This is a genomic window from Spirochaetaceae bacterium (assembly GCA_009784515.1).
In the GTDB taxonomy this organism is placed as follows: domain Bacteria; phylum Spirochaetota; class Spirochaetia; order WRBN01; family WRBN01; genus WRBN01.
Map to the genome: position 1 here is coordinate 1 of WRBN01000011.1, position 18,136 is coordinate 18,136.

The following is an 18,136-nucleotide window of genomic DNA, read 5'->3' on the forward strand; positions in this document are numbered from 1 at the left end:
AGTTATCGGCTCTTTGGTAGAAAAGTAGGTAATTTTTGCTTTTTCTGACATTTACCTCATTATCGGCTACTTTAAGGGCTCTCTTTATTAAAAAAATAGCCGCCAAATAACTAAAAAGATAAGGGCAAGCCAAATAATTATAATAGGTACAGCGTAATACCACTTGCTGGGTATATCGCCACGACCATTAAGGGCTTGCTCTTTGCATTCATCAATAATAGCCTTTGGCGTTAATTTATAAGTTAAAAAAATAAAAAAGGCTAACACAGCTAAATCGTCTAAAAAACCGATGATGGGGATAAAATCGGGGATTAAATCGATGGGGCTGGCAAAATAAATAAGGGCTAAAATAGCCGGTATACGAGCATAAAAAGGGATTTTAGGGTGTCTTATAATGTAATATAAAATGGTTATTTGCTGTTTAAGTACTTTAGTTTTAGCTTTTACCCAAGCTTTAAATTTGCTCATTAGTGTATCTTTTTTAATCTTTAATAATTAAGAAATAAAAATAATTCCCCTCATTTTTTAATTTTTCCCTTTTAATTATTAATTATTCTCCCTTTTAAACTTCGGCTGATGGTTTGCTTATCGGCATACTCAAGGTCGCTGCCTACCGCTAAGCCGCTGGCGAGGCGGCTAATCGTTATATTATAATTATTTAAAATATTTTGTAGGTAAAGAGCAGTGGCATCGCCCTCTAGGGTGGGGCTGGTGGCAATAATAACTTCATTAACGGGGTTTTCTTCCAGCCGTTTAATAAGGGCTGGAATGGTTAGCTCGTTGGGGCCAATACCATCTAGCGGCGCTAATAGGCCGCCCAAAATATGGTAGAGGCCGTGATAAGCCCCGCTGGCCTCGATAGCAGTGGCTTCTTGGGCAGTGGCTACTATGCAAATGGTTTGCTCGCGGCCGGCATCGTTACAGATGGGGCATTGGCCTTCGCTATAAAAGCCGCAATTAGGGCAAGCTTGTATTAATTGTTTTAGTTGTAATAACTGCTTGCTAAAGTTTTCTACAAAGTTGTCTTCGGCTTGCAAAATAAAATAAGCCATTTTGCGGGCACTTTTAAAACCAACACCGGGTAGTCGGCTAAAGCTTTTAACCAACTCTTCAAAGCTCTTCATAGTAATAGTTTAACATAAAGTAAATTTATTGGCAATATAAGGCTGCAAAGCGTTTTTTATTAAGGAATAAGTAACAAGGAGCAAGTAAAAATTAATAATTAAAAACTTTTATCTTTCAATTCTTAATTTTTACTTTTTAATTATTCATTATTACTTATCTAGGTGTTGTCCAATCAATCACCAACCCGGCCGGCATATTATTAATATGTGTTTCGTTTACTAAGCCGCTGTTGTGGGCATAAAGTTTAGTTAAGGCGGTGTTACCCAGTAAAATTAATCTGGGAAAGTTAGTATTACGTACATCTAGGGTAGCTAGTATGGGGTTATGGCTTACCATAAAATGAGCTAAATTGGTAAGATTACCGGCATTTAAAGTGGTTAATATGGGGTTGTTATTTACATTAAGGCTAAATAAAGTAGTTAGGTGGCTTACATCTAAGGTAGTGAGTAAGGGGCTACTGTTTATAGTAAGGTAAGCTAAATTAGGAGTATTGTTAATATCTAACCCGGTAAATGGGTTATTTTGTACTGAAAATATATTTAACTGGATAAGATTATTTACAGTTAAATGAGTAAGCTGAGAATTGTTGTGTATCTCGAGAGTAAATAAATTGGGAAGGTTACTTACATTTAAGCCGGTAAGCTGAGTTCTACTTAAAACAATTTCTGTTAAATTAGTTAGGTTACTTAAATTTAGGGTTGTTATATCTATACCCCCTAGAAGAAGCCCGGTTAAACCGGTTAAATGCTCAATACCGCTCATATTGTGGGGTACTATCCCCGTTATCCGTGTTTCTACCCAATTATTATTTTCATCTAATGTATGAAACATCGTATAATCGGGGTCAAGAGCATCGGCATCACCTTTCCATATTTCTAATACTTCATTAATTGCCGCTAAAGCTTCAAGCAAACTTTGCCCGCTTAAATTAGCACTCTCACCTAACCTTAAAGCTATTAGAGCGCGCAAATTTGCATCGGGGAAGGTATTTTCCAAAGTAGCCGGCGCTGCTGGGTTAGATGGGTTATGTTCATCGCTAACAGGTACATTTAGGTTACAGGCCGCTAAGACTAAAGTTAATAATATAACAAACTTACTCAAAAATTTCATCTCAATTCCCTTTTTGTTTTCATTATAAGGGTACACTTAAATTTTGTCAATGCTTTATAAGGAAAGTATTGATAAAGATTGGTTGCGCTTGCAGCAAAGTAGATTACGTTTATTGCTAAAAAACTTTTGACATAGCCGGCAAACTATGCTACAATTAGTGGCAAATAAAATTTTTGGAGTAGTTATGTCCACACCATATAAAGATGATGCCGAAGCTAAAATGAAAAAAAGCCTTAGCAGCTTAAAAGAAGAATACAATTTAATACGGGGCGGTAAAGCCAGCGCCGCTATTTTTGATAAAATACAGGTAGAGCACTATGGGGCAACTACTCCTTTAAATCAAGTGGCCAGCATTAGTGTGCCGGAGGCGCGGGTTATTGTGATTCAGCCGTGGGATAAAACGGCTCTGCAAGCCATCGAAAAAGCTATTTTAAGCAGCGATTTATCATTAAACCCTAATAACGATGGTAAAGTTATCCGTATTAATGTGCCGCCGCTCACCGAAGAACGCCGTAAAGATTTAGTTAAACAGGCTAAAACTTTAACCGAAAAACACCGTGTAAGTGTACGCAACATTCGGCGTGATATTTTAGAGGCCGCTAAAAAAGATAACTTACCGGAAGATGCCGAAAAAAAATTAAAAGAAGAAATTCAAAAATTAACTGATAACTATACCAAATTAATCGATGAAGCTTTATCTTTAAAAGAGAAAGAGATTTTGGAGATTTAATTGCTAAAACATTTAGGTATCATTATGGACGGTAATGGCCGCTGGGCTACCCAGCAAGGTAAAAAACGTACCGAAGGCCATTTAGAAGGGGTAAAAACCACCAAACGTATCGTTAAAAAAGCTAGCGAATTAGGTATAAATTATCTATCGTTGTATACTTTTTCGAGCGAAAATTGGAAAAGGGCCGAAGAAGAGGTGGGTTACTTGATGGGGCTTATCACGCAGCATTTACGGCGCGAGTACGATTTTTACCGTGAAAACAATATTAAAGTGGTGCATAGCGGCGACTTAGAGGCTTTGCCGCCTAAAGTGCAGGAAGAAATTGCCGGTGTGCAAGAAGATACCCAAAAATTTGACGGCCTTACCGTTAATTTATTAATTAACTATGGCGGACGCGCTGAGGTGGTGCGGGCGGCGAGCCGCTTGATTAAAGCGGGGAAGACCGTTACCGAGCAAAATATGAGTGAGGCAATGGACCAAACTTTGCCCGATGTCGATTTAGTTATCCGCACCGCCGGTGAGCAAAGGCTTTCTAACTTTATGTTATGGCAAGCTAGTTATGCCGAATATGCCTTTAGCCAAAAGTTGTGGCCTAACTTTACCGAAGACGATTTAGTAACTATCTTAAAGGAGTATGCCGGCCGTAAGCGTAAATTTGGCGGCTATAATGAAGATGAATAATGAAATTAGTGATAAAAAAGTAAGTAAAAATCTTATCCATAGGTTAGTTGATGCCTTAATTTGGGTACCTATATTACTTTTGTCTATCTTTGTTTTTACTTTTTACAATCATTTAATTTTAAATTTAATGGCGGTAGTTTTTTCGGTAATTTGCGGTTACGAAATTGGCGCTATGTTTAAGGCTAAAGATAAACGTATCGATTTTATGCTTTACCCTTTTTTGGGCGGGCTTTTTCCCTTATTAACTTTAGTTTCCCTTTATCACCCGGTGCTCGAGGTTTATTTTTTTCCTACTCTTACCTTAGCTTTTATGATGATTTTGGTGCGGCAAACCTTTGTGGTAGACGAGCGCGAGCTAAATAGCGCCATTAGCCGTACCACCGGTATGGTTTTTGCTTTGTTTTATCCGGGTTTACTTATGTCGTTTATTATTCGTTTTGCCAATTTAGCGGAAGGTGAAGCCGGGAATTTAATTTATGCCTTTTTTCTTTCTATCGTTTTTATTAACGATAGTATGGCCTACTTTTTTGGCCGGGCATTAGGCAAACGTACTAATTCGCAAGGTTTTATTTTGGTAAGCCCTAAAAAAAGTTTAGTTGGGTTTGCTTTTGGTATTTTGGGAGCTATCCTTGTAGCGTTATTCTTTTATTATGTGCCGAGTGTTGATATTTTTAACGGCCGTACCGTCTTTTATGCCATAATTATGGGTTTAATTTGCGGCAGCGCCACTATTTTTGGCGATTTATTTGAGTCTACCCTTAAACGCAGCGCCGGCTTTAAAGATTCGGGTAAATTTTTTAAAGGGCGCGGCGGCGTTTTAGATGCCTTTGATAGTTTACTGTTTACCGCACCTATCTTTTATTATTTTTTAAACTTTGCATAATTATTATAGTTACCCTTTGCTGGCGAAGGGGTGGCGCGTAGCGACGGGGTAGTGGAGAACTACAATTAACTATGAAAAAATTGATAATACTCGGGGCTACCGGCTCTGTTGGCAGGCAGGCGATAGAGGTAGTTAAAAATTACCCCGATTTACTTAAAGTGGTCGGCCTAGCGGCTTACAGTAATAAAGAAGAATTAATAAAATTAACTAAATTTATAAATGTAGATAAACTGGCTTTAGCTGCCGAAAATCCCGCAGCTATTACTAATCTTATTAAAGAAAGTGATGCCGATGTGGTGCTAAATGCCATTAGCGGCAGCGCCGGTTTATTGGCCAGCTTTACAACTTTAGAAGAAGGCCGCACTTTGGCTTTGGCCAATAAAGAAAGTATGGTTATGGCCGGTCCGTTACTTAAAGAGCTGGCCGCTAAAAATAATTGCCTTATTTTGCCGGTAGATAGTGAGCATTCGGCGCTGTTTTTTTTGCTGCAAAACCGTAAAGCGGAAGAAATTGACGAGCTTATCTTAACGGCCAGCGGCGGCCCCTTTCGCGATTATAGTTTTAATCAGTTGCGGCAAGTTACTGCCCAGCAAGCCGCTAACCACCCCACATGGCAGATGGGGGCTAAAATTTCCATCGATTCGGCCAGTCTTGCTAATAAGGGCCTCGAAGTGATTGAGGCATGGCAGCTTTTTAATATAGATATAAAAAAAATTAAAGTGGTAATGCACCGCCAAAGTGTGGTGCACAGCTTTATCCGCACCACCGATGGAGCGCTGTACGGCCAAATGGGTAAGCCTACTATGCTGCTGCCTATCCAAAATGCTTTGCTTTACCCGGCCTTAAAACCGGTGCCGGCCGCTAGGTTTGATTTATTTAATCAAAATTTAACTTTTGAAGCCATTGACAATGAACGCTTTCCTCTTTTAAACTTAGCTTATCGGGCTTGCGAGTTAGGGGCAGCTTATCCGCTTGTTTATAATATAGCCAACGAAATAGCGGTGGCCGATTTTTGTGCCGGCCGCATTAAATTTACCGCTTTGGCCGATTATGTGGAGCAAGCCTTTAACCACAGCTTTAACTACGAGGCCAGCAAAGAAGGTATTTTTAAATTGAGTGATGATATTAAAAATTTTTTTAAAGGGTAAATAATGATAACAGTTTTATTAGGTATAGCCGGCTTAAGTATATTAGTAGTAGTGCACGAGTTAGGGCACCTTTTTGGGGCTCGCTTAGCAGGTATTAAGGTAGAGGTATTTTCACTGGGCTGGGGGCCTAAGCTTATTACTAAAAAAATTAAAGATACCGAGTGGGCTCTTTCGGCTTTTCCGTTAGGCGGTTACTGTAAAATGGCCGGCGAAAACCGGCAAGGCGATGAAACCGTACCCGGTGATATGCATTACGGTAAAGCTTGGCGCAGATTGCTGGCGGTAGCCGGTGGCCCGCTTTTTAGTTTGCTTTTTGCTTTTATTTTAGCTTTTTTGCTAGGGCTTACCGTAACAACTACCAGTAATTTAGATAATCGTATTGTTGCTCTTACTGCTAACACCAATTTTGTAAGTGGCGATTATATTACAAGCATTAACGGCCGTACCATTACCACCGCTAGTGAATGGGCCGAGATAATGTCGCTTTCGGCTCGCCGCACTTTACAGGTTACCGTACTACGTGATGGTCAGCCGGTAAGTTTTAGCGAAACTATCGCAATGGCCAGCAATTCGTCGGCGATTATCCCGATAACGGTATGGGCGCCGGCGCGTATTGCCGCCTTTACCGTAAGTTCGCCGGCCCACGAGGCCGGTTTAGAGATTGGCGATTTAGTTACATCTATTAATAATGTACCGATAGTTAATAGCGCTGCTTTAAGCGAAGTAGTTGCAGCCTCCGCCGGTTTACCGCTGGAGGTAAGTTACGAGCGTGGCGGACAAAGTTATGTTACCACTATTACACCCATTTTTAACGAACAGAGTAGCCGTTATTTATTAGGGGTAGAGTTAGCCGGCTCCAGCCGTCCGTTAGCGTTTAACGAACGGCTCACTTATGGTATAGCTAGTTTTATTTATACCTTTAGGCTTTATGTAACCAGCCTACGTAACCTCTTTTTTGGGGTTGATTTAACAGAGACTATCAGCGGCCCTCTGCAAACCACTTATATTATTGGCCAAATTGCGCAGCAAAGTTTAAGCGGGGATATACGGGGTATCTTAATGGTGCTTTCGCTTATCAGCTTAGCTTTAGGAGTGATGAATTTATTGCCGATTCCTATATTAGATGGCGGCTTAATTATACTTTATGGTTTTGAATGGCTGGCCGGTAAAAGTGCGCCGCCTGTGGTTATGCGCGTTTACCACACGGTAGGGGTAATGGCGCTTGGCTTTATAATTTTTTTAGCTTTGAGCAGCGATGTGCTTAATTTATTTATAAGACGTTAATGGCTTACCATAAAGCTTTTAGCCACATAAAAAATAAATAATAATAGCAAATTGCCGTTAAATAACTATTGACAAGCTTAATTTAGTTAGCTATACTAATAGTAACTTTATTAATTAACTATCCTCTTAACACTATAAATCAAATTTATTTTAAATCAGGTATAAAAATAATTCATATTAATTAAATTGGACGGAATTTAAAGATGGCCACTACCCGTAAAAAAGCTGCACCTAAAGAGGTGCTAGATTTTACTGACGACAACGATTTAGCCGAAGCTACTAATGAAGAAGCTACTGCCGGTGATACCGGCGAAAATGTAACCACTGCCGAGCCTAACAAACAGCGCGAAAGTGTTAAACGGCGTTATGTTAAGGTACAAAATAAACTGCACCCTAAAAAAGAGCGCGAAGCCGAAGTATCTTTCGACCCTAATGCCCCGCAAATTTGTATTAACGATTTGTCAGTGTTGACGGTGCCCGAACTAAGGCGCAAAGCCGAAGAGTTAGGGGTTACCCACAACGATTTAATTATTTTAAAAAAGCAAGAACTTATCTTTCAAATTTTAAAAACGCATAACGATGCGGGCGGGGTTATTTTTGCTTATGGCAGCCTCGAGATATTAAGCGAGAACTACGGCTTTTTGCGCAGCCCGCAAAATAGTTATCTGCCCGGTCAAGATGATATTTATATTAGCCCCAGCCAAATTAGGTTGTTTAATTTAAAGACGGGTGATACCGTTTACGGCCAAATACGCAGCCCTAAAGAGGGTGAACGTTACTTTGCTTTAGTGCGGGTAGAAAGCGTCAACTTTGATGAACCTGTAGTGGCGCAAAATCGTATCCCTTTTGAGAACTTAACGCCGCTTTTCCCCGATGAACGGCTTAACCTTGAGGTAAGCTCGGTGAGTGACAATTCGACGCGTTTAATCAATTTATTTTGTCCTATCGGTAAAGGGCAGCGCGGCTTGATTGTTGCCCCACCGCGTACCGGTAAGACGGTGTTAATGCAGCGTATTGCCAATGCGATTACGGCTAACCACCCGGAGTGCGTGTTGATTATGCTGCTTATTGATGAGCGTCCCGAAGAGGTTACCGATATGAAGCGCAACATTAAAGGCGAGGTGATTAGCAGCACCTTTGATGAGCCGGCCAGCCGCCACGTACAAGTAAGTGAGATGGTGCTGGAAAAAGCCAAACGGCTGGTAGAGCACGGCCGCGATGTGGTTATTTTGTTAGATAGTATTACACGTTTAGCGCGTGCTTATAACCAAACTATGCCGGCCAGCGGCAAGGTGCTTAGCGGTGGGGTGGATAGTAACGCGCTGCACAAACCCAAACGTTTTTTTGGTGCAGCCCGCAACATTGAGGGCGGCGGTAGTTTAACTATTGTGGGTACGGTGTTAGTAGAAACCGGCAGTAAGATGGACGATGTAATTTTTGAAGAATTTAAAGGCACCGGCAATATGGAGATAATTTTAGATAGAAAATTATCTGATAAAAGAATTTTTCCGGCGGCTAACCTTAAAAAGAGCGGTACGCGTAAAGAAGAGCTTTTACTTACCAGCACCGAACTGGATAAAATGTGGATACTGCGTAAGGCCCTCAATGCGATGGACGATATGGCGATGACAGAGTTTATTATAGATAAAATGCGTAAAGCCAAGACCAATGAGGCCTTTTTAAGTAATATGAATACTGGCACGGCGGGGGATTAATGATTTATAATTCTAGATGGTACTTGCGTGGGGAGTTATAAATTACATGGGTAAAAATTTTGTTTATATTATTCAAGCTAAAAAAGAAAAGAGCTTTTGTAAAATAGGCATTACTGATGACCTTGAGCGGAGGCTTAAAGAATATAACAGCAAAACGGGAACGTCGAGTAATAATTTTGCTAGTTACTTGTTTACCTGTGAGGTTACCGATGCAGCGGCGGTAGAAAAAGACATAAAAGAGGAGTTTTATAGGCTTAGAGAAACCTTGAACCGAGAAATATATTTTTATAACCCCAATTTATTTAAAGAATATGTTGAATTTATTAAAAATCATGTGTTATTTGTTAAAGAAATTTTTATAGAAAAAAAGCAAGCTTTAGAAGTAACTAAAATAGTCAAAAAACACAAACCATCACTTGAGGAGAGGGGAATAACCAAAACAGATGTTATGCTTCAAGCTCAACGGGTAAAAAATGATGAGTTTTATACTCGTTATGAAGATGTGGAAAAAGAGTTACTGATGTACCCACCCGAAATTTGGTGGGACAAAACAGTGTTTTGTAATTGCGACGACGCTGTGGGCGAGGTAGAGGCTAATGTTTCGCCCTTTGCTTTATTTTTTTTAAAAAATTTTAATAAACTCAAACTTAAAAAACTAATATGCACGCATTATAGCGGAGTGGTTGATTTGTTTCATGAAGGAACAAAAGGGTACATTTTTACCCGTGATGGGTTTATGGAAATTAAGCATTACCTTGACGGTAAAAAAGAGTTTCCTAAACATTATGATGGTTCTTTTGATCACCCAATTTCAAAGAAAATTCTTCAAGAAGAAGCGGATATTGTTTGTACCAACCCGCCATTTTCTAAAAGTAAGGATTTTTGGCCTTTATTAATAGGGAGTGATAAAAGGTTTATTGTTATATCTAATTTTACAATAGTTAGGTATACCTTTTTTATTCCTTACCTGCAAAATAAAAAGGTATGGGGTGGCTATCATAGTGTTGATAATTATTTAAACCCTAAAAAAGAATTAGTAACCGCCGCCGGCCATTGGTTTACTAATGTGCCTATAGAAAATAGGCCGAAACATGAACTTCTTAAATTTTGTAATTTAGAAGAAATACCAGAAGAACACAAATACTTTGATGATAAAGGTGTTTTAATTGTAAAAAAATCGTATATTCCTGTTAATTACAGCAAACCATTTGGAGTTTCGGCACGGGTTATTTTAAATGGAATTTTAGAGAAAGGGTATGAAATTTTTCAAGCTAAAGAATATAGGCCATATCTTAATGGGAATGAAAAGTACCCCAATGTGCTCGTACACAAAGTTAAGGGTTAAAAGTTGAGCGAATATATTTACATAGTACAAGCCGAACGTGAGCGAGATAAGTGCAAAATTGGTATTACAGGTAACCTAGAGGAGAGGCTTAGAACTTACAATAACATAACAGGTAAAAGTAAGGCCAATGGTTATAGCTATTTGTTTAGCTGCGAAGTGCATGATATGGCCAAAGTAGAGGCCGATATTAAAGCCGAATTTAGCCGTTTAAGAGAGCATAAGAACCGTGAAATTTATTTTTATAACCCAGATTTATTTGAAGACTATGTAGCTTTTATCAAAAAGCACTCACTTTTTGTAAAAGAGATTTTTATTAAGCCGTCCGAAATTAGAGAGGAGGTTAAGGTTGTTAAAAAAATCACCCCAAGTCCTGAGGAGCGTGGGCTTAATACCAAAGATATAATGCAAAAAGCTCAACGCACTAAAAATGACGAATTTTATACCCGTTATGAAGATATTGAGACCGAAATTGCTATGTACCCGCTGGAAACTTGGCAAGATAAAGTAGTGTACTGTAACTGTGATGATGCGGTGGGGGATAGCGAAAAGACAACTTCGCCCTTTGCCCTATACTTTTTGCGTAATTTTAAAAAGTTGGAATTAAAAAAATTAATTTGTACGCATTATAGCGGTAGGGTAGATTTATTTAACGCCGGAACTAAAGCTTATATCTTTACTAAAGAAGGTTTTACTGAAAATTTATTTGAAGGTAAAAGAGAAATGCCTAAAGGGTACGATGGTAGCTTTGACCACCCTATTTCCTTACAAATACTTAACGATGAAGCCGATATTGTTTGTACCAACCCGCCATTTTCTATATCGAGAGATTACTGGCGGTTACTTATGGAAAGTAGTAAACAGTTTTTAATTATCTCTAATATTGCCATTGTTTTAACTGCTTCTTATATTCCTTATTTTAAAAATAAAAAAGCATGGGCAGGTTATAATGAAGTTGATTGGTATTTAAACCCTAAACGCGAACTTACCCGAGCGGCAGGTTATTGGTATACTAACTTATCTGTAACAGATAGGCCAAAATATAAACAATTTAAATTTATATTGTTAAAAGATATACCAGATAAATATAAATATTTTGATGATGAAGGTGTATTGGTGGTAAAAAATTGTTATATTCCTAGTAATTATAGCGGAGTTTTTGCAGTGTCGGCTCGTCCTATACTTAATGGACTACTAGAAAAAGGATACGAAATTGTAAGAGATAGAGAATATTATCCTTATGTAAATGGTGAGAAACAGTTTGCAGTGGTATTAGTGCAAAAAATTGGGAGTGAAAAATAAACTATGAAAACATTTATGTATGCCTTTGTAAAAGAAACCGATAAAGCGGTGCCGTTTTACCAAGAAGCCTTTGGCGCTACCGTACACTATAACCATTATGGTGATGAAGACCTTTTACCCGATGGCACTTATATGCACGTAGAGCTTAAATTTGACAGCTGTATGCTTGGTCTTTCAGAACAAAGTGAGAATAATCCCGATTCTATTGCCGGTGAGCAAAATAGCGGGAACATTATGCAATTTATTTTAATGTTTGAGGCTAATGAAGAAGATAAACTAAGAAAGGCTTATGAGGTACTTTCGGAGGGGGCGAAAATTTATACACCCTTACAGGAGTATCCTTATGCCTATCTTATTTGCGATTTAACCGATAAGTTTGGTATTAGATGGTGCATGGGTATAGCTAAAAAGTGAAAGGTGAAAATTGAAAATTAAAGGTTTGTATTTAATTCTTTTTATTGGTCTGCTTTCTTGCCGGAGTATGGGGGAGGTTACCCCTGATTACTTTGTGGGTACTTGGGAGAGAGTTGGTGATGTTGCCGCCGGCGATGTAGTAGATATTAATATATTTAGCGAAACAGAGATTGAAGCGGTAATGATAAGGGTATCGGAAACTTCGGCTCATTTTGGTTTTGTTATTGGTGATATTAAGTGGCGGTTGGTTAGGCGTATTAATGCCCGTGAGTTTGAGATAGATAACCTAAACGCTACGATGGTTACCCACGCAGATGGCCGCATAACCGATAGGCGTAAGTTTTTTGTGCGCTTTCATTTAATTGTAGTTAATAGAAACTTAATAGAGCTTACCGCCCTTGATGAAGAGGAAAATAGAGTAGGTAACCGCCAACAATGGGTGAGAATTAATTAAAAAGTCAGAATTAAAAAATATGGATTTTAGTTCTTAATTTTTAATTATTACTTCGTAGCATAAACCTTATTTGGGCATCTTCCGCCGTTTGCCGGTGGTTAAAAAGGTTAATCTGCTCGCTGGCTGCCCATCCCGAGCCATCGTTGGTTATAACAAAGTAATAGTCGCTGTAAAAGCGGCTGTTGCCGCTGCCGGTAGCCAAAGAGCGAATTTGTGTAACCAGCACAATATCGCCGCCCCGTAAGGTAAGGCCGGCCTCGCCTAAACCGCCCATTTGGCTGTTTAACCTAAGGTAGGCCGTATTTACTATACCATACCAATTATCACCGCCGAGTGTGCTAACAGGCGGTAAAATAAGCTCTTCCTGCCTTGTGCAGGCGGTAACTAAAATAGTAACGATAATAAGGGAGGCTAAGTTAAGCTTCATTTGTTTAATGCAATATGAGTGATTTTAGGTTGTTAAAAAACTCGGATTGGGGGGAATCGAACCCCCGACCCCCGGTCCCCCAGACCGATACGCTAAACCCCTGCGCTACAATCCGTTTTGCTTAGTATAGGTTATTTAAAGGTTCTTTGTCAAGGCTTGCAGAGCAATTTTACGCCGCTTTTTATTGACATTTAAAACAGAAAAAATTATAATAAAATAGAGGATTATCTTATGCCAATGATGACGGTTTTTCCTTTTAAAATAGCTTTTCCTTATGCTGAGTTAAGTTATAAAAGCCCAAACAGCGCCGAAGAAAATAAAAGTAAATTAAAGGTGATGTATGAGCAAAAACGGCAGGAAGGTGATTTTATTTATGGTTACGAGACTAAAGATAACAATTTTACCTTTATTTATGGCGGTGCTTTTGATTTACTTATTAAAGGTAAACTTACCTCTGCTAAAACGGGTTCCACCATTAAGGTAAGAGCGCGTATTAAAGACGAACGTAAGGTTTATAGCAATTTTTACTTAATTTTTATCTGTTTACTAATTTTTACGCTTATTGTTGGCTCTTATGTGGTTATGTATAGTTTAGGTATACCTTTACCTCGCCGGTTTGGGCCGCGTACCGGTTATGAGTTTATCCACTTTATATGGTTATGTGGTATCATTTTAATAACTATGATAGGAGTCTTTAGCTTGGCTACCATAGGAGCAGTACTAATGCATAAAAGTTTTAATAGGCAGTGCCGTACAGTAAAGTTAGTCTTACAAGAAATTTTTAATACCGAAGCTATTATTAAAGAGGTAAAAAAATAAATGGCTTTTTTTCTTTATAAAAAATTTACCTATCATAATCCCAATAGCGCCGAAGAAAACATTAATAGACTGGCTAATGCCGTTATACTTTATTACGATAAAGATGGCTCTTTAATTAACCATAATGAGGCGGTAAGCACTAAAGGAAAATCTTATAAAGGTCAAATTGATTACGCTAAAGGAACTTTTAAAATAACCCCCAAATATACAGGTTTTTTGCGTATATTTATTCTTATTATTAAAGGCAAAGTTGTGCCTACCACTACTGGGGCAACGGTGCAAATAACTATGTATATGCGGGCGCGGTGGTGGTGGGTAACCGTTTGGGGTGTACTTATGTTTGCTTTAACAGTACATTATACCTTAATGGTTATACAGGGGCAAAATCGAGGCCCTGCTTGGGCTATACTGGGCTTTCCATTAATCTTTTTTATTACTTCGTTTACAACTTTATTTTATATAGGGCCGTCAGCCTCAGATTATTGGGGTGTTAAGCACGAAAAAGCTATGGCCGAGAAGTTTTTGAAAAGGATATTCGGAGTGAAAAGGGTTACTAAACCGGTTCATAATTAATAACTAATAATGAATAAGTGTGATTATTAATCTACCGTTAAAAATCTACCGTTAAAGTTACTGTACCGACGGCAATATCTTCTCTAGAGAGAGAAACATATATAGTTCCTGCTCTTATAACGTTAATTATTAATGAAGAACCGCTTATGCCTACAACCCTTACCTCACCAGTACCATTAATAACGGTAATATTCTGTATGGTAAGCCCATGTATTGTATTATTGAAAGTAAAATCAATAGTTCGATGGGCAGGAAAAGAGCTTCCCCAAATGAGCGTTCTATTAAAGGTAGCTTCCTATGGCTGCACTACCATCTAAAGTAATAGGTGTAGTCCTTACATGGTCAATGCCTCCATCGGTAAACTGCATTGTATAAAAATGGCCGGGTTCAAAAGTTATATTATTAGGCAGGGTAAATTCTTGCCCGCCCGCTATAATCCTGTAATTAGCGGCATTACCGGCCATAACGTTAAATAAGGCCGTTATATTAGGGTTTAAAATGGCTTCCCCGTTAATGGCGCTAATAGTAGCGCCGCCCCTTGTCAGCCTTATAGCGGCACTCCTATCGTTATTGGTTAGCTGCAGGTAAATGTTGTCGGTTAAAATTTCATCGCTGGCCATTAATGAGGAAAGTTCTCTTAAAACAACAGGTATGGTTGTTGAGGAATTACCGTTAATAAGTAACTCGGGATGGCCGCTTGTTGGGTCAACATAAAAATCGCGGCCTTCCACTGTAACCGTATATCTTGGGTAAAAGGTAACCATTTGTGAACCCGAAATAAAATCAAGTGGTATAAGCCAACTACTACCTCTTACTCTTGCGCTGCCTATCCTGCTTGAATCATCTCTCTCCGGCGAATAAAAAAGCGTTACAGGAAAGCGGTTAGCGCTATTATCAATGCTTATACGCGGCTGTAGCGGTCTTGGAGGGGGAGGTTCATTATTCGAGCCATTACCAGAGCTATTTTTACCACTGCCACCACTGCACGAAACTAAAGCCATTATTAACGCTAATACTAACACACCATATTTTAAATAACCGTTTTTCATCGTATCTCCTCTTACCAATTAAACAACATAAACCCGGCACCCTAAAAGCGCCGAGTTTATAAGTAAAAATTAATTTACAAAATCATCAATAGTTAAGCGGCGGCCTGTTATATTAATTATGGCCTGCATAGCTCCGGGTTGCCCTTGTGTTATAGTATGGTCGCCGCTAACATTTACCGTATAGGCGTGGTCGCGCAATAACCTAAGGTTGGTTTCGCCGGTAGCCGTTCTTAATGGTACTTCGATACCGCCTATCCCTACAACTATATTGCTAATATCAATGTGCTCACCAAAAATATCGGTGCCAATCCTCGGCATGTCAATATGAAAGGTTCGGCTTTCGCCGCTGTTAATAAACGAAATACCAATTTGGTTCTGAAAAAACGAGCCGCCCCTGCGTACCTGTACCGCCGAGTGTTCGTGGCCGTTGTTAATAAATAAGCCAAGCAACGCCAAGCGTTATGCTGTTTAAATCTACCTGACTCATAGCTTGGTTTAAGTTAAAAACAAAACCTGCCGGGTTACTAATGTTTGCAGCGGTAAACCAAGGCTGGCCGCTGCTATTACGCGGATAAATAGTGCTAAGCCGCCCTTGTACAGGGTTAAACGACCTGATTACAGGAAGGAACAACCTTCTATCTGTAACCTAACGCTTTGCATACCGCTGGTAGCGTAGCCTAAGGTAGGGCCGCGTTCGCCGCCAAGCCTAATTTCCCAGTTGTGTCTTGTGGGGTTTAATACTTCAAGAATATAATTACCGCCTAAATGGCCGCTAATACTATAAACCTCAGCCGGAAAGCCCGGTTCGGCATTACGGTTGTAAAAAACAAAAATACGTGAGAACGGGGCTTGGTCTAAGGCAGCAAAACTAGCTCCGCTGTTCAGCTGTTCCTCCGAAATTAACACCACCGGAAAGGCATCGGTAGTGGTGGTAAGTAAGGTGGTGTTATCTCTTACCCCATGGTCATTAGCGTTAGCAGGTATACCCCCTAATAAATTAGCAGGAGCCACGCTCCCTCTAAAAGCAATCAGGCGGCTACCGGTTTCGTTACGTACGCGAAAAGCCGCCGCCGTGCCTTGATAGTTAGTCCAATCAACATTTAAACCATCGGGTGGTGTAACTGGGTCATCAATAGTCCCCTTACCATTAGAACACCCTGTAAAGCTAATTATTAATCCTACAGTTAGCAAAATTATTAATATTTTTTGTAACTTCATTAATTTCTCCTTTTTAAAATAAAGTGGTTGTAATATTACAATACAATTATAGTCTTACTAATAAAGCTTATTAAGTCCTTATAATACAAAATGGCTTTAGCCATTTTGTATTATAAGGACTTAATAAGCTTTAGTTGTTGTTTCTTATAGTTCTTTTCTTTTTGACATTTAGCCCTAAATAAGCTATAATTAAAACATAGGAGCAATTTATGTCATTAACTTTAACCAAAAATAATTTTAAAAAGCGCGCCGGTCCCGTTATGCTCGTCATTATGGACGGTGTTGGCTACGGCAAATATAACGAAGGCGATGCGGTAGCCGGCGCCTTGATGAACCATCTGCGCCAGCTTGCCGCTAATAATCCACACACCCAGCTTAAAGCGCACGGCACTGCCGTTGGCCTGCCCAGCGATGACGATATGGGGAACAGCGAGGTAGGCCATAACGCCATCGGCGCCGGACGTGTTTTTGCGCAGGGGGCTAAACTGGTAGGCGAATCCATTGCCAGCGGCAATATGTATAAAGGTGAGGCTTGGCAAAAGCTGGTTAAACAGGTAAAAGATAATGGGAGTACTTTGCATTTTATTGGCTTGTTAAGTGATGGTGGGGTACATAGTAATATTAACCATTTAAAAGCAATGATTGCGCAAGCAAAAGCCGAAGGCGTCAAACGCGTGCGTATCCATGCTTTGCTTGATGGCCGCGATGTGGGCGAGACATCGGCATTAGATTATTTTGACCCCTTTGAAGATTATCTTAAATCTTTAAATGATAGTAACTTTGATGCGCATATTGCCAGCGGCGGCGGCCGTATGCAAATAACGATGGATAGGTATAACGCCGGTTGGCCGATGGTGCAACGCGGCTGGCAAACCCACGTGCTGGGCGAAGGGCGGCAATTTGCTAATGCCCGCGAGGCTATCACTTTGCTGCGTGAAGAAACCGGCGCGATAGACCAAGATATTCCGCCCTTTGTGATAGCGGAAAACAATGCCCCTATTGGTACGATAGAAGACGGCGATAGTGTGATATTGTTTAACTTTAGGGGCGATAGGGCCATCGAAATTTCGCGTGCTTTTACCGAAGAAAATTTTACCGAGTTTGAACGCGGCCGCTTCCCTAAAGTGCTTTACGCCGGTATGATGCAGTACGATGGCGATCTGCATATCCCCGCCAATTTTTTGGTTAATCCGCCGTCTATCGACCGCACTTTTCCTGAATATTTATGCAACATGAGCGTTAAGCAATTTAGTATTAGCGAAACGCAAAAATTTGGCCACGTAACCTACTTTTTTAACGGTAACCGCAGTGGCAAATTTGATAATAAGCTCGAGGTTTACACCGAGGTGCCCAGCGATAAAGGGAACTTTGACCAACGGCCGGCTATGCAATGTGCCGAGATTACCGATAAAGCTATCGAGGCGATTAACAGCGGGAGCTATCAATTTATTAAATTAAATTTTCCTAATGGTGATATGGTAGGCCATACCGGTAACTACGAGGCCGTTGTGGCTAGCCTAGAGGCGATGGATTTATGTTTAGGCCGCTTAGCGGAGGCCATTAAAAAAGCCGGCGGCATTATGGTGATAACTGCCGATCATGGTAATGCCGATGATATGTACGAGCATAAAAAAGATGGCAGCGTGTTAATCGAAAATGGTAAGCCAAAAGCCAAAACCAGCCATAGCTTAAACCCAGTACCCCTAATTATTTATGACCCAGCTTTTGCCGGCGACTATGACCCTAAATTGAACGAAGGCTTAGGCATAAGCAGCGTGGCGGCTTTGTGTTTAAATTTATTGGGTTTTGAAGCTCCGCAGGGTTATGATAAAAGTGTAATTAATGTTAAATAAAAAGTAATA

20 protein-coding genes, 1 tRNA gene and 1 pseudogene are annotated in these 18,136 nt (G+C 39.8%); 13 read left to right on the forward strand and 9 right to left on the reverse strand.

Annotated features, from left to right (window positions below; genetic code table 11):
* Positions 1 to 87: 87 nt before the first annotated feature.
* From FWE37_02295 to FWE37_02305, 3 genes are all read right to left on the reverse strand, one after another.
* Positions 88 to 468: a DUF1232 domain-containing protein gene (locus FWE37_02295; protein MCL2519822.1), complete on the reverse strand. Its 381-nt coding sequence runs from the start codon at positions 466 to 468 to the stop codon at positions 88 to 90.
* A 71-nt stretch (positions 469 to 539) separates the two neighbouring features.
* Complete coding sequence (gene recR, locus FWE37_02300) at positions 540 to 1,124, reverse strand: recombination mediator RecR (protein ID MCL2519823.1); 585 nt, start codon at positions 1,122 to 1,124, stop codon at positions 540 to 542.
* A gap of 154 nt (positions 1,125 to 1,278) precedes the next feature.
* Entirely contained in the window at positions 1,279 to 2,235 is a 957-nt protein-coding gene (locus FWE37_02305; protein MCL2519824.1) for a hypothetical protein, read from the reverse strand.
* A 184-nt stretch (positions 2,236 to 2,419) separates the two neighbouring features.
* Here FWE37_02305 and frr point away from each other — a divergent pair, with 184 nt between their 5' ends.
* From frr to FWE37_02355, 10 genes and pseudogenes are all read left to right on the forward strand, one after another.
* The gene (gene frr / locus FWE37_02310) at positions 2,420 to 2,965 is read left to right on the forward strand and encodes a ribosome recycling factor (GenBank protein MCL2519825.1); all 546 of its coding nucleotides are present in this window, start codon (positions 2,420 to 2,422) and stop codon (positions 2,963 to 2,965) included.
* 24 nt (positions 2,966 to 2,989) lie between these two features.
* Positions 2,990 to 3,646: a polyprenyl diphosphate synthase gene (gene uppS, locus FWE37_02315; protein MCL2519826.1), complete on the forward strand. Its 657-nt coding sequence runs from the start codon at positions 2,990 to 2,992 to the stop codon at positions 3,644 to 3,646.
* Entirely contained in the window at positions 3,600 to 4,529 is a 930-nt protein-coding gene (locus tag FWE37_02320; GenBank protein MCL2519827.1) for a phosphatidate cytidylyltransferase, read from the forward strand. The genes uppS and FWE37_02320 overlap by 47 nt, the downstream gene beginning before the upstream one ends.
* Positions 4,530 to 4,600: 71 nt before the next feature.
* On the forward strand, positions 4,601 to 5,677 hold the full coding sequence (gene dxr, locus FWE37_02325; GenBank protein MCL2519828.1) for a 1-deoxy-D-xylulose-5-phosphate reductoisomerase: 1,077 nt from the start codon (positions 4,601 to 4,603) through the stop codon (positions 5,675 to 5,677).
* Positions 5,678 to 5,680: 3 nt separating this feature from the next.
* Positions 5,681 to 6,961 carry an RIP metalloprotease RseP gene (gene rseP / locus FWE37_02330; GenBank protein ID MCL2519829.1) on the forward strand — a complete coding sequence of 427 codons (1,281 nt, stop codon included), beginning with the start codon at positions 5,681 to 5,683 and terminating at the stop codon, positions 6,959 to 6,961.
* 440 nt (positions 6,962 to 7,401) lie between these two features.
* Positions 7,402 to 8,676, forward strand: a pseudogene (rho, locus tag FWE37_02335) (transcription termination factor Rho).
* A 46-nt stretch (positions 8,677 to 8,722) separates the two neighbouring features.
* Positions 8,723 to 10,021, forward strand: a complete 1,299-nt coding sequence (locus FWE37_02340; GenBank protein MCL2519830.1) for a GIY-YIG nuclease family protein — start codon at positions 8,723 to 8,725, stop codon at positions 10,019 to 10,021.
* A gap of 3 nt (positions 10,022 to 10,024) precedes the next feature.
* Entirely contained in the window at positions 10,025 to 11,320 is a 1,296-nt protein-coding gene (locus tag FWE37_02345; GenBank protein MCL2519831.1) for a GIY-YIG nuclease family protein, read from the forward strand.
* 3 nt (positions 11,321 to 11,323) lie between these two features.
* Positions 11,324 to 11,734 (forward strand): VOC family protein, encoded by a 411-nt coding sequence (locus FWE37_02350; protein MCL2519832.1) that lies wholly within the window; start codon positions 11,324 to 11,326, stop codon positions 11,732 to 11,734.
* 10 nt (positions 11,735 to 11,744) lie between these two features.
* Positions 11,745 to 12,188 carry a hypothetical protein gene (locus tag FWE37_02355; GenBank protein MCL2519833.1) on the forward strand — a complete coding sequence of 148 codons (444 nt, stop codon included), beginning with the start codon at positions 11,745 to 11,747 and terminating at the stop codon, positions 12,186 to 12,188.
* A gap of 40 nt (positions 12,189 to 12,228) precedes the next feature.
* Here the strand turns inward: FWE37_02355 and FWE37_02360 are convergent, their stop codons facing one another.
* Positions 12,229 to 12,615: a hypothetical protein gene (locus FWE37_02360; GenBank protein ID MCL2519834.1), complete on the reverse strand. Its 387-nt coding sequence runs from the start codon at positions 12,613 to 12,615 to the stop codon at positions 12,229 to 12,231.
* Between the two features lie 41 nt (positions 12,616 to 12,656).
* Positions 12,657 to 12,730: transfer RNA gene (locus tag FWE37_02365), tRNA-Pro, on the reverse strand.
* A gap of 122 nt (positions 12,731 to 12,852) precedes the next feature.
* On the opposite strand from FWE37_02365, the gene FWE37_02370 reads away from it, so the two are divergent.
* Entirely contained in the window at positions 12,853 to 13,434 is a 582-nt protein-coding gene (locus FWE37_02370) for a hypothetical protein (protein MCL2519835.1), read from the forward strand.
* On the forward strand, positions 13,435 to 14,007 hold the full coding sequence (locus FWE37_02375; protein ID MCL2519836.1) for a hypothetical protein: 573 nt from the start codon (positions 13,435 to 13,437) through the stop codon (positions 14,005 to 14,007).
* A gap of 281 nt (positions 14,008 to 14,288) precedes the next feature.
* Here FWE37_02375 and FWE37_02380 read toward each other — a convergent pair whose 3' ends face one another.
* The 4 genes from FWE37_02380 to FWE37_02395 all read right to left on the reverse strand — a co-directional run bounded on the left by FWE37_02380 (position 14,289) and on the right by FWE37_02395 (position 16,274).
* A complete protein-coding gene (locus tag FWE37_02380; protein ID MCL2519837.1) occupies positions 14,289 to 15,056 on the reverse strand; it encodes a hypothetical protein in 768 nt (255 codons plus the stop codon).
* Between the two features lie 69 nt (positions 15,057 to 15,125).
* Positions 15,126 to 15,512, reverse strand: a complete 387-nt coding sequence (locus FWE37_02385; protein ID MCL2519838.1) for a hypothetical protein — start codon at positions 15,510 to 15,512, stop codon at positions 15,126 to 15,128.
* A complete protein-coding gene (locus FWE37_02390; GenBank protein MCL2519839.1) occupies positions 15,487 to 15,687 on the reverse strand; it encodes a hypothetical protein in 201 nt (66 codons plus the stop codon). The genes FWE37_02385 and FWE37_02390 overlap by 26 nt, the downstream gene beginning before the upstream one ends.
* Entirely contained in the window at positions 15,672 to 16,274 is a 603-nt protein-coding gene (locus FWE37_02395; GenBank protein ID MCL2519840.1) for a hypothetical protein, read from the reverse strand. The genes FWE37_02390 and FWE37_02395 overlap by 16 nt, the downstream gene beginning before the upstream one ends.
* A 209-nt stretch (positions 16,275 to 16,483) precedes the next feature.
* On the opposite strand from FWE37_02395, the gene gpmI reads away from it, so the two are divergent.
* Complete coding sequence (gene gpmI, locus FWE37_02400) at positions 16,484 to 18,127, forward strand: 2,3-bisphosphoglycerate-independent phosphoglycerate mutase (GenBank protein ID MCL2519841.1); 1,644 nt, start codon at positions 16,484 to 16,486, stop codon at positions 18,125 to 18,127.
* The last annotated feature ends 9 nt before the right edge of the window (positions 18,128 to 18,136 follow it).

Bases quoted from the DNA above. Each gene is read 5' to 3' on its own strand.
- FWE37_02295 (MCL2519822.1), bottom strand. From the start codon at position 468: ATGAGCAAATTTAAAGCTTGGGTAAAAGCTAAAACTAAAGTACTTAAA.
- recR (MCL2519823.1), bottom strand. From the start codon at position 1,124: ATGAAGAGCTTTGAAGAGTTGGTTAAAAGCTTTAGCCGACTACCCGGT.
- FWE37_02305 (MCL2519824.1), bottom strand. From the start codon at position 2,235: ATGAAATTTTTGAGTAAGTTTGTTATATTATTAACTTTAGTCTTAGCG.
- frr (MCL2519825.1), top strand. From the start codon at position 2,420: ATGTCCACACCATATAAAGATGATGCCGAAGCTAAAATGAAAAAAAGC.
- uppS (MCL2519826.1), top strand. From the start codon at position 2,990: ATGGACGGTAATGGCCGCTGGGCTACCCAGCAAGGTAAAAAACGTACC.
- FWE37_02320 (MCL2519827.1), top strand. From the start codon at position 3,600: ATGCCGGCCGTAAGCGTAAATTTGGCGGCTATAATGAAGATGAATAAT.
- dxr (MCL2519828.1), top strand. From the start codon at position 4,601: ATGAAAAAATTGATAATACTCGGGGCTACCGGCTCTGTTGGCAGGCAG.
- rseP (MCL2519829.1), top strand. From the start codon at position 5,681: ATGATAACAGTTTTATTAGGTATAGCCGGCTTAAGTATATTAGTAGTA.
- FWE37_02340 (MCL2519830.1), top strand. From the start codon at position 8,723: ATGGGTAAAAATTTTGTTTATATTATTCAAGCTAAAAAAGAAAAGAGC.
- FWE37_02350 (MCL2519832.1), top strand. From the start codon at position 11,324: ATGAAAACATTTATGTATGCCTTTGTAAAAGAAACCGATAAAGCGGTG.
- FWE37_02360 (MCL2519834.1), bottom strand. From the start codon at position 12,615: ATGAAGCTTAACTTAGCCTCCCTTATTATCGTTACTATTTTAGTTACC.
- FWE37_02370 (MCL2519835.1), top strand. From the start codon at position 12,853: ATGATGACGGTTTTTCCTTTTAAAATAGCTTTTCCTTATGCTGAGTTA.
- FWE37_02375 (MCL2519836.1), top strand. From the start codon at position 13,435: ATGGCTTTTTTTCTTTATAAAAAATTTACCTATCATAATCCCAATAGC.
- FWE37_02380 (MCL2519837.1), bottom strand. From the start codon at position 15,056: ATGAAAAACGGTTATTTAAAATATGGTGTGTTAGTATTAGCGTTAATA.
- FWE37_02395 (MCL2519840.1), bottom strand. From the start codon at position 16,274: ATGAAGTTACAAAAAATATTAATAATTTTGCTAACTGTAGGATTAATA.
- gpmI (MCL2519841.1), top strand. From the start codon at position 16,484: ATGTCATTAACTTTAACCAAAAATAATTTTAAAAAGCGCGCCGGTCCC.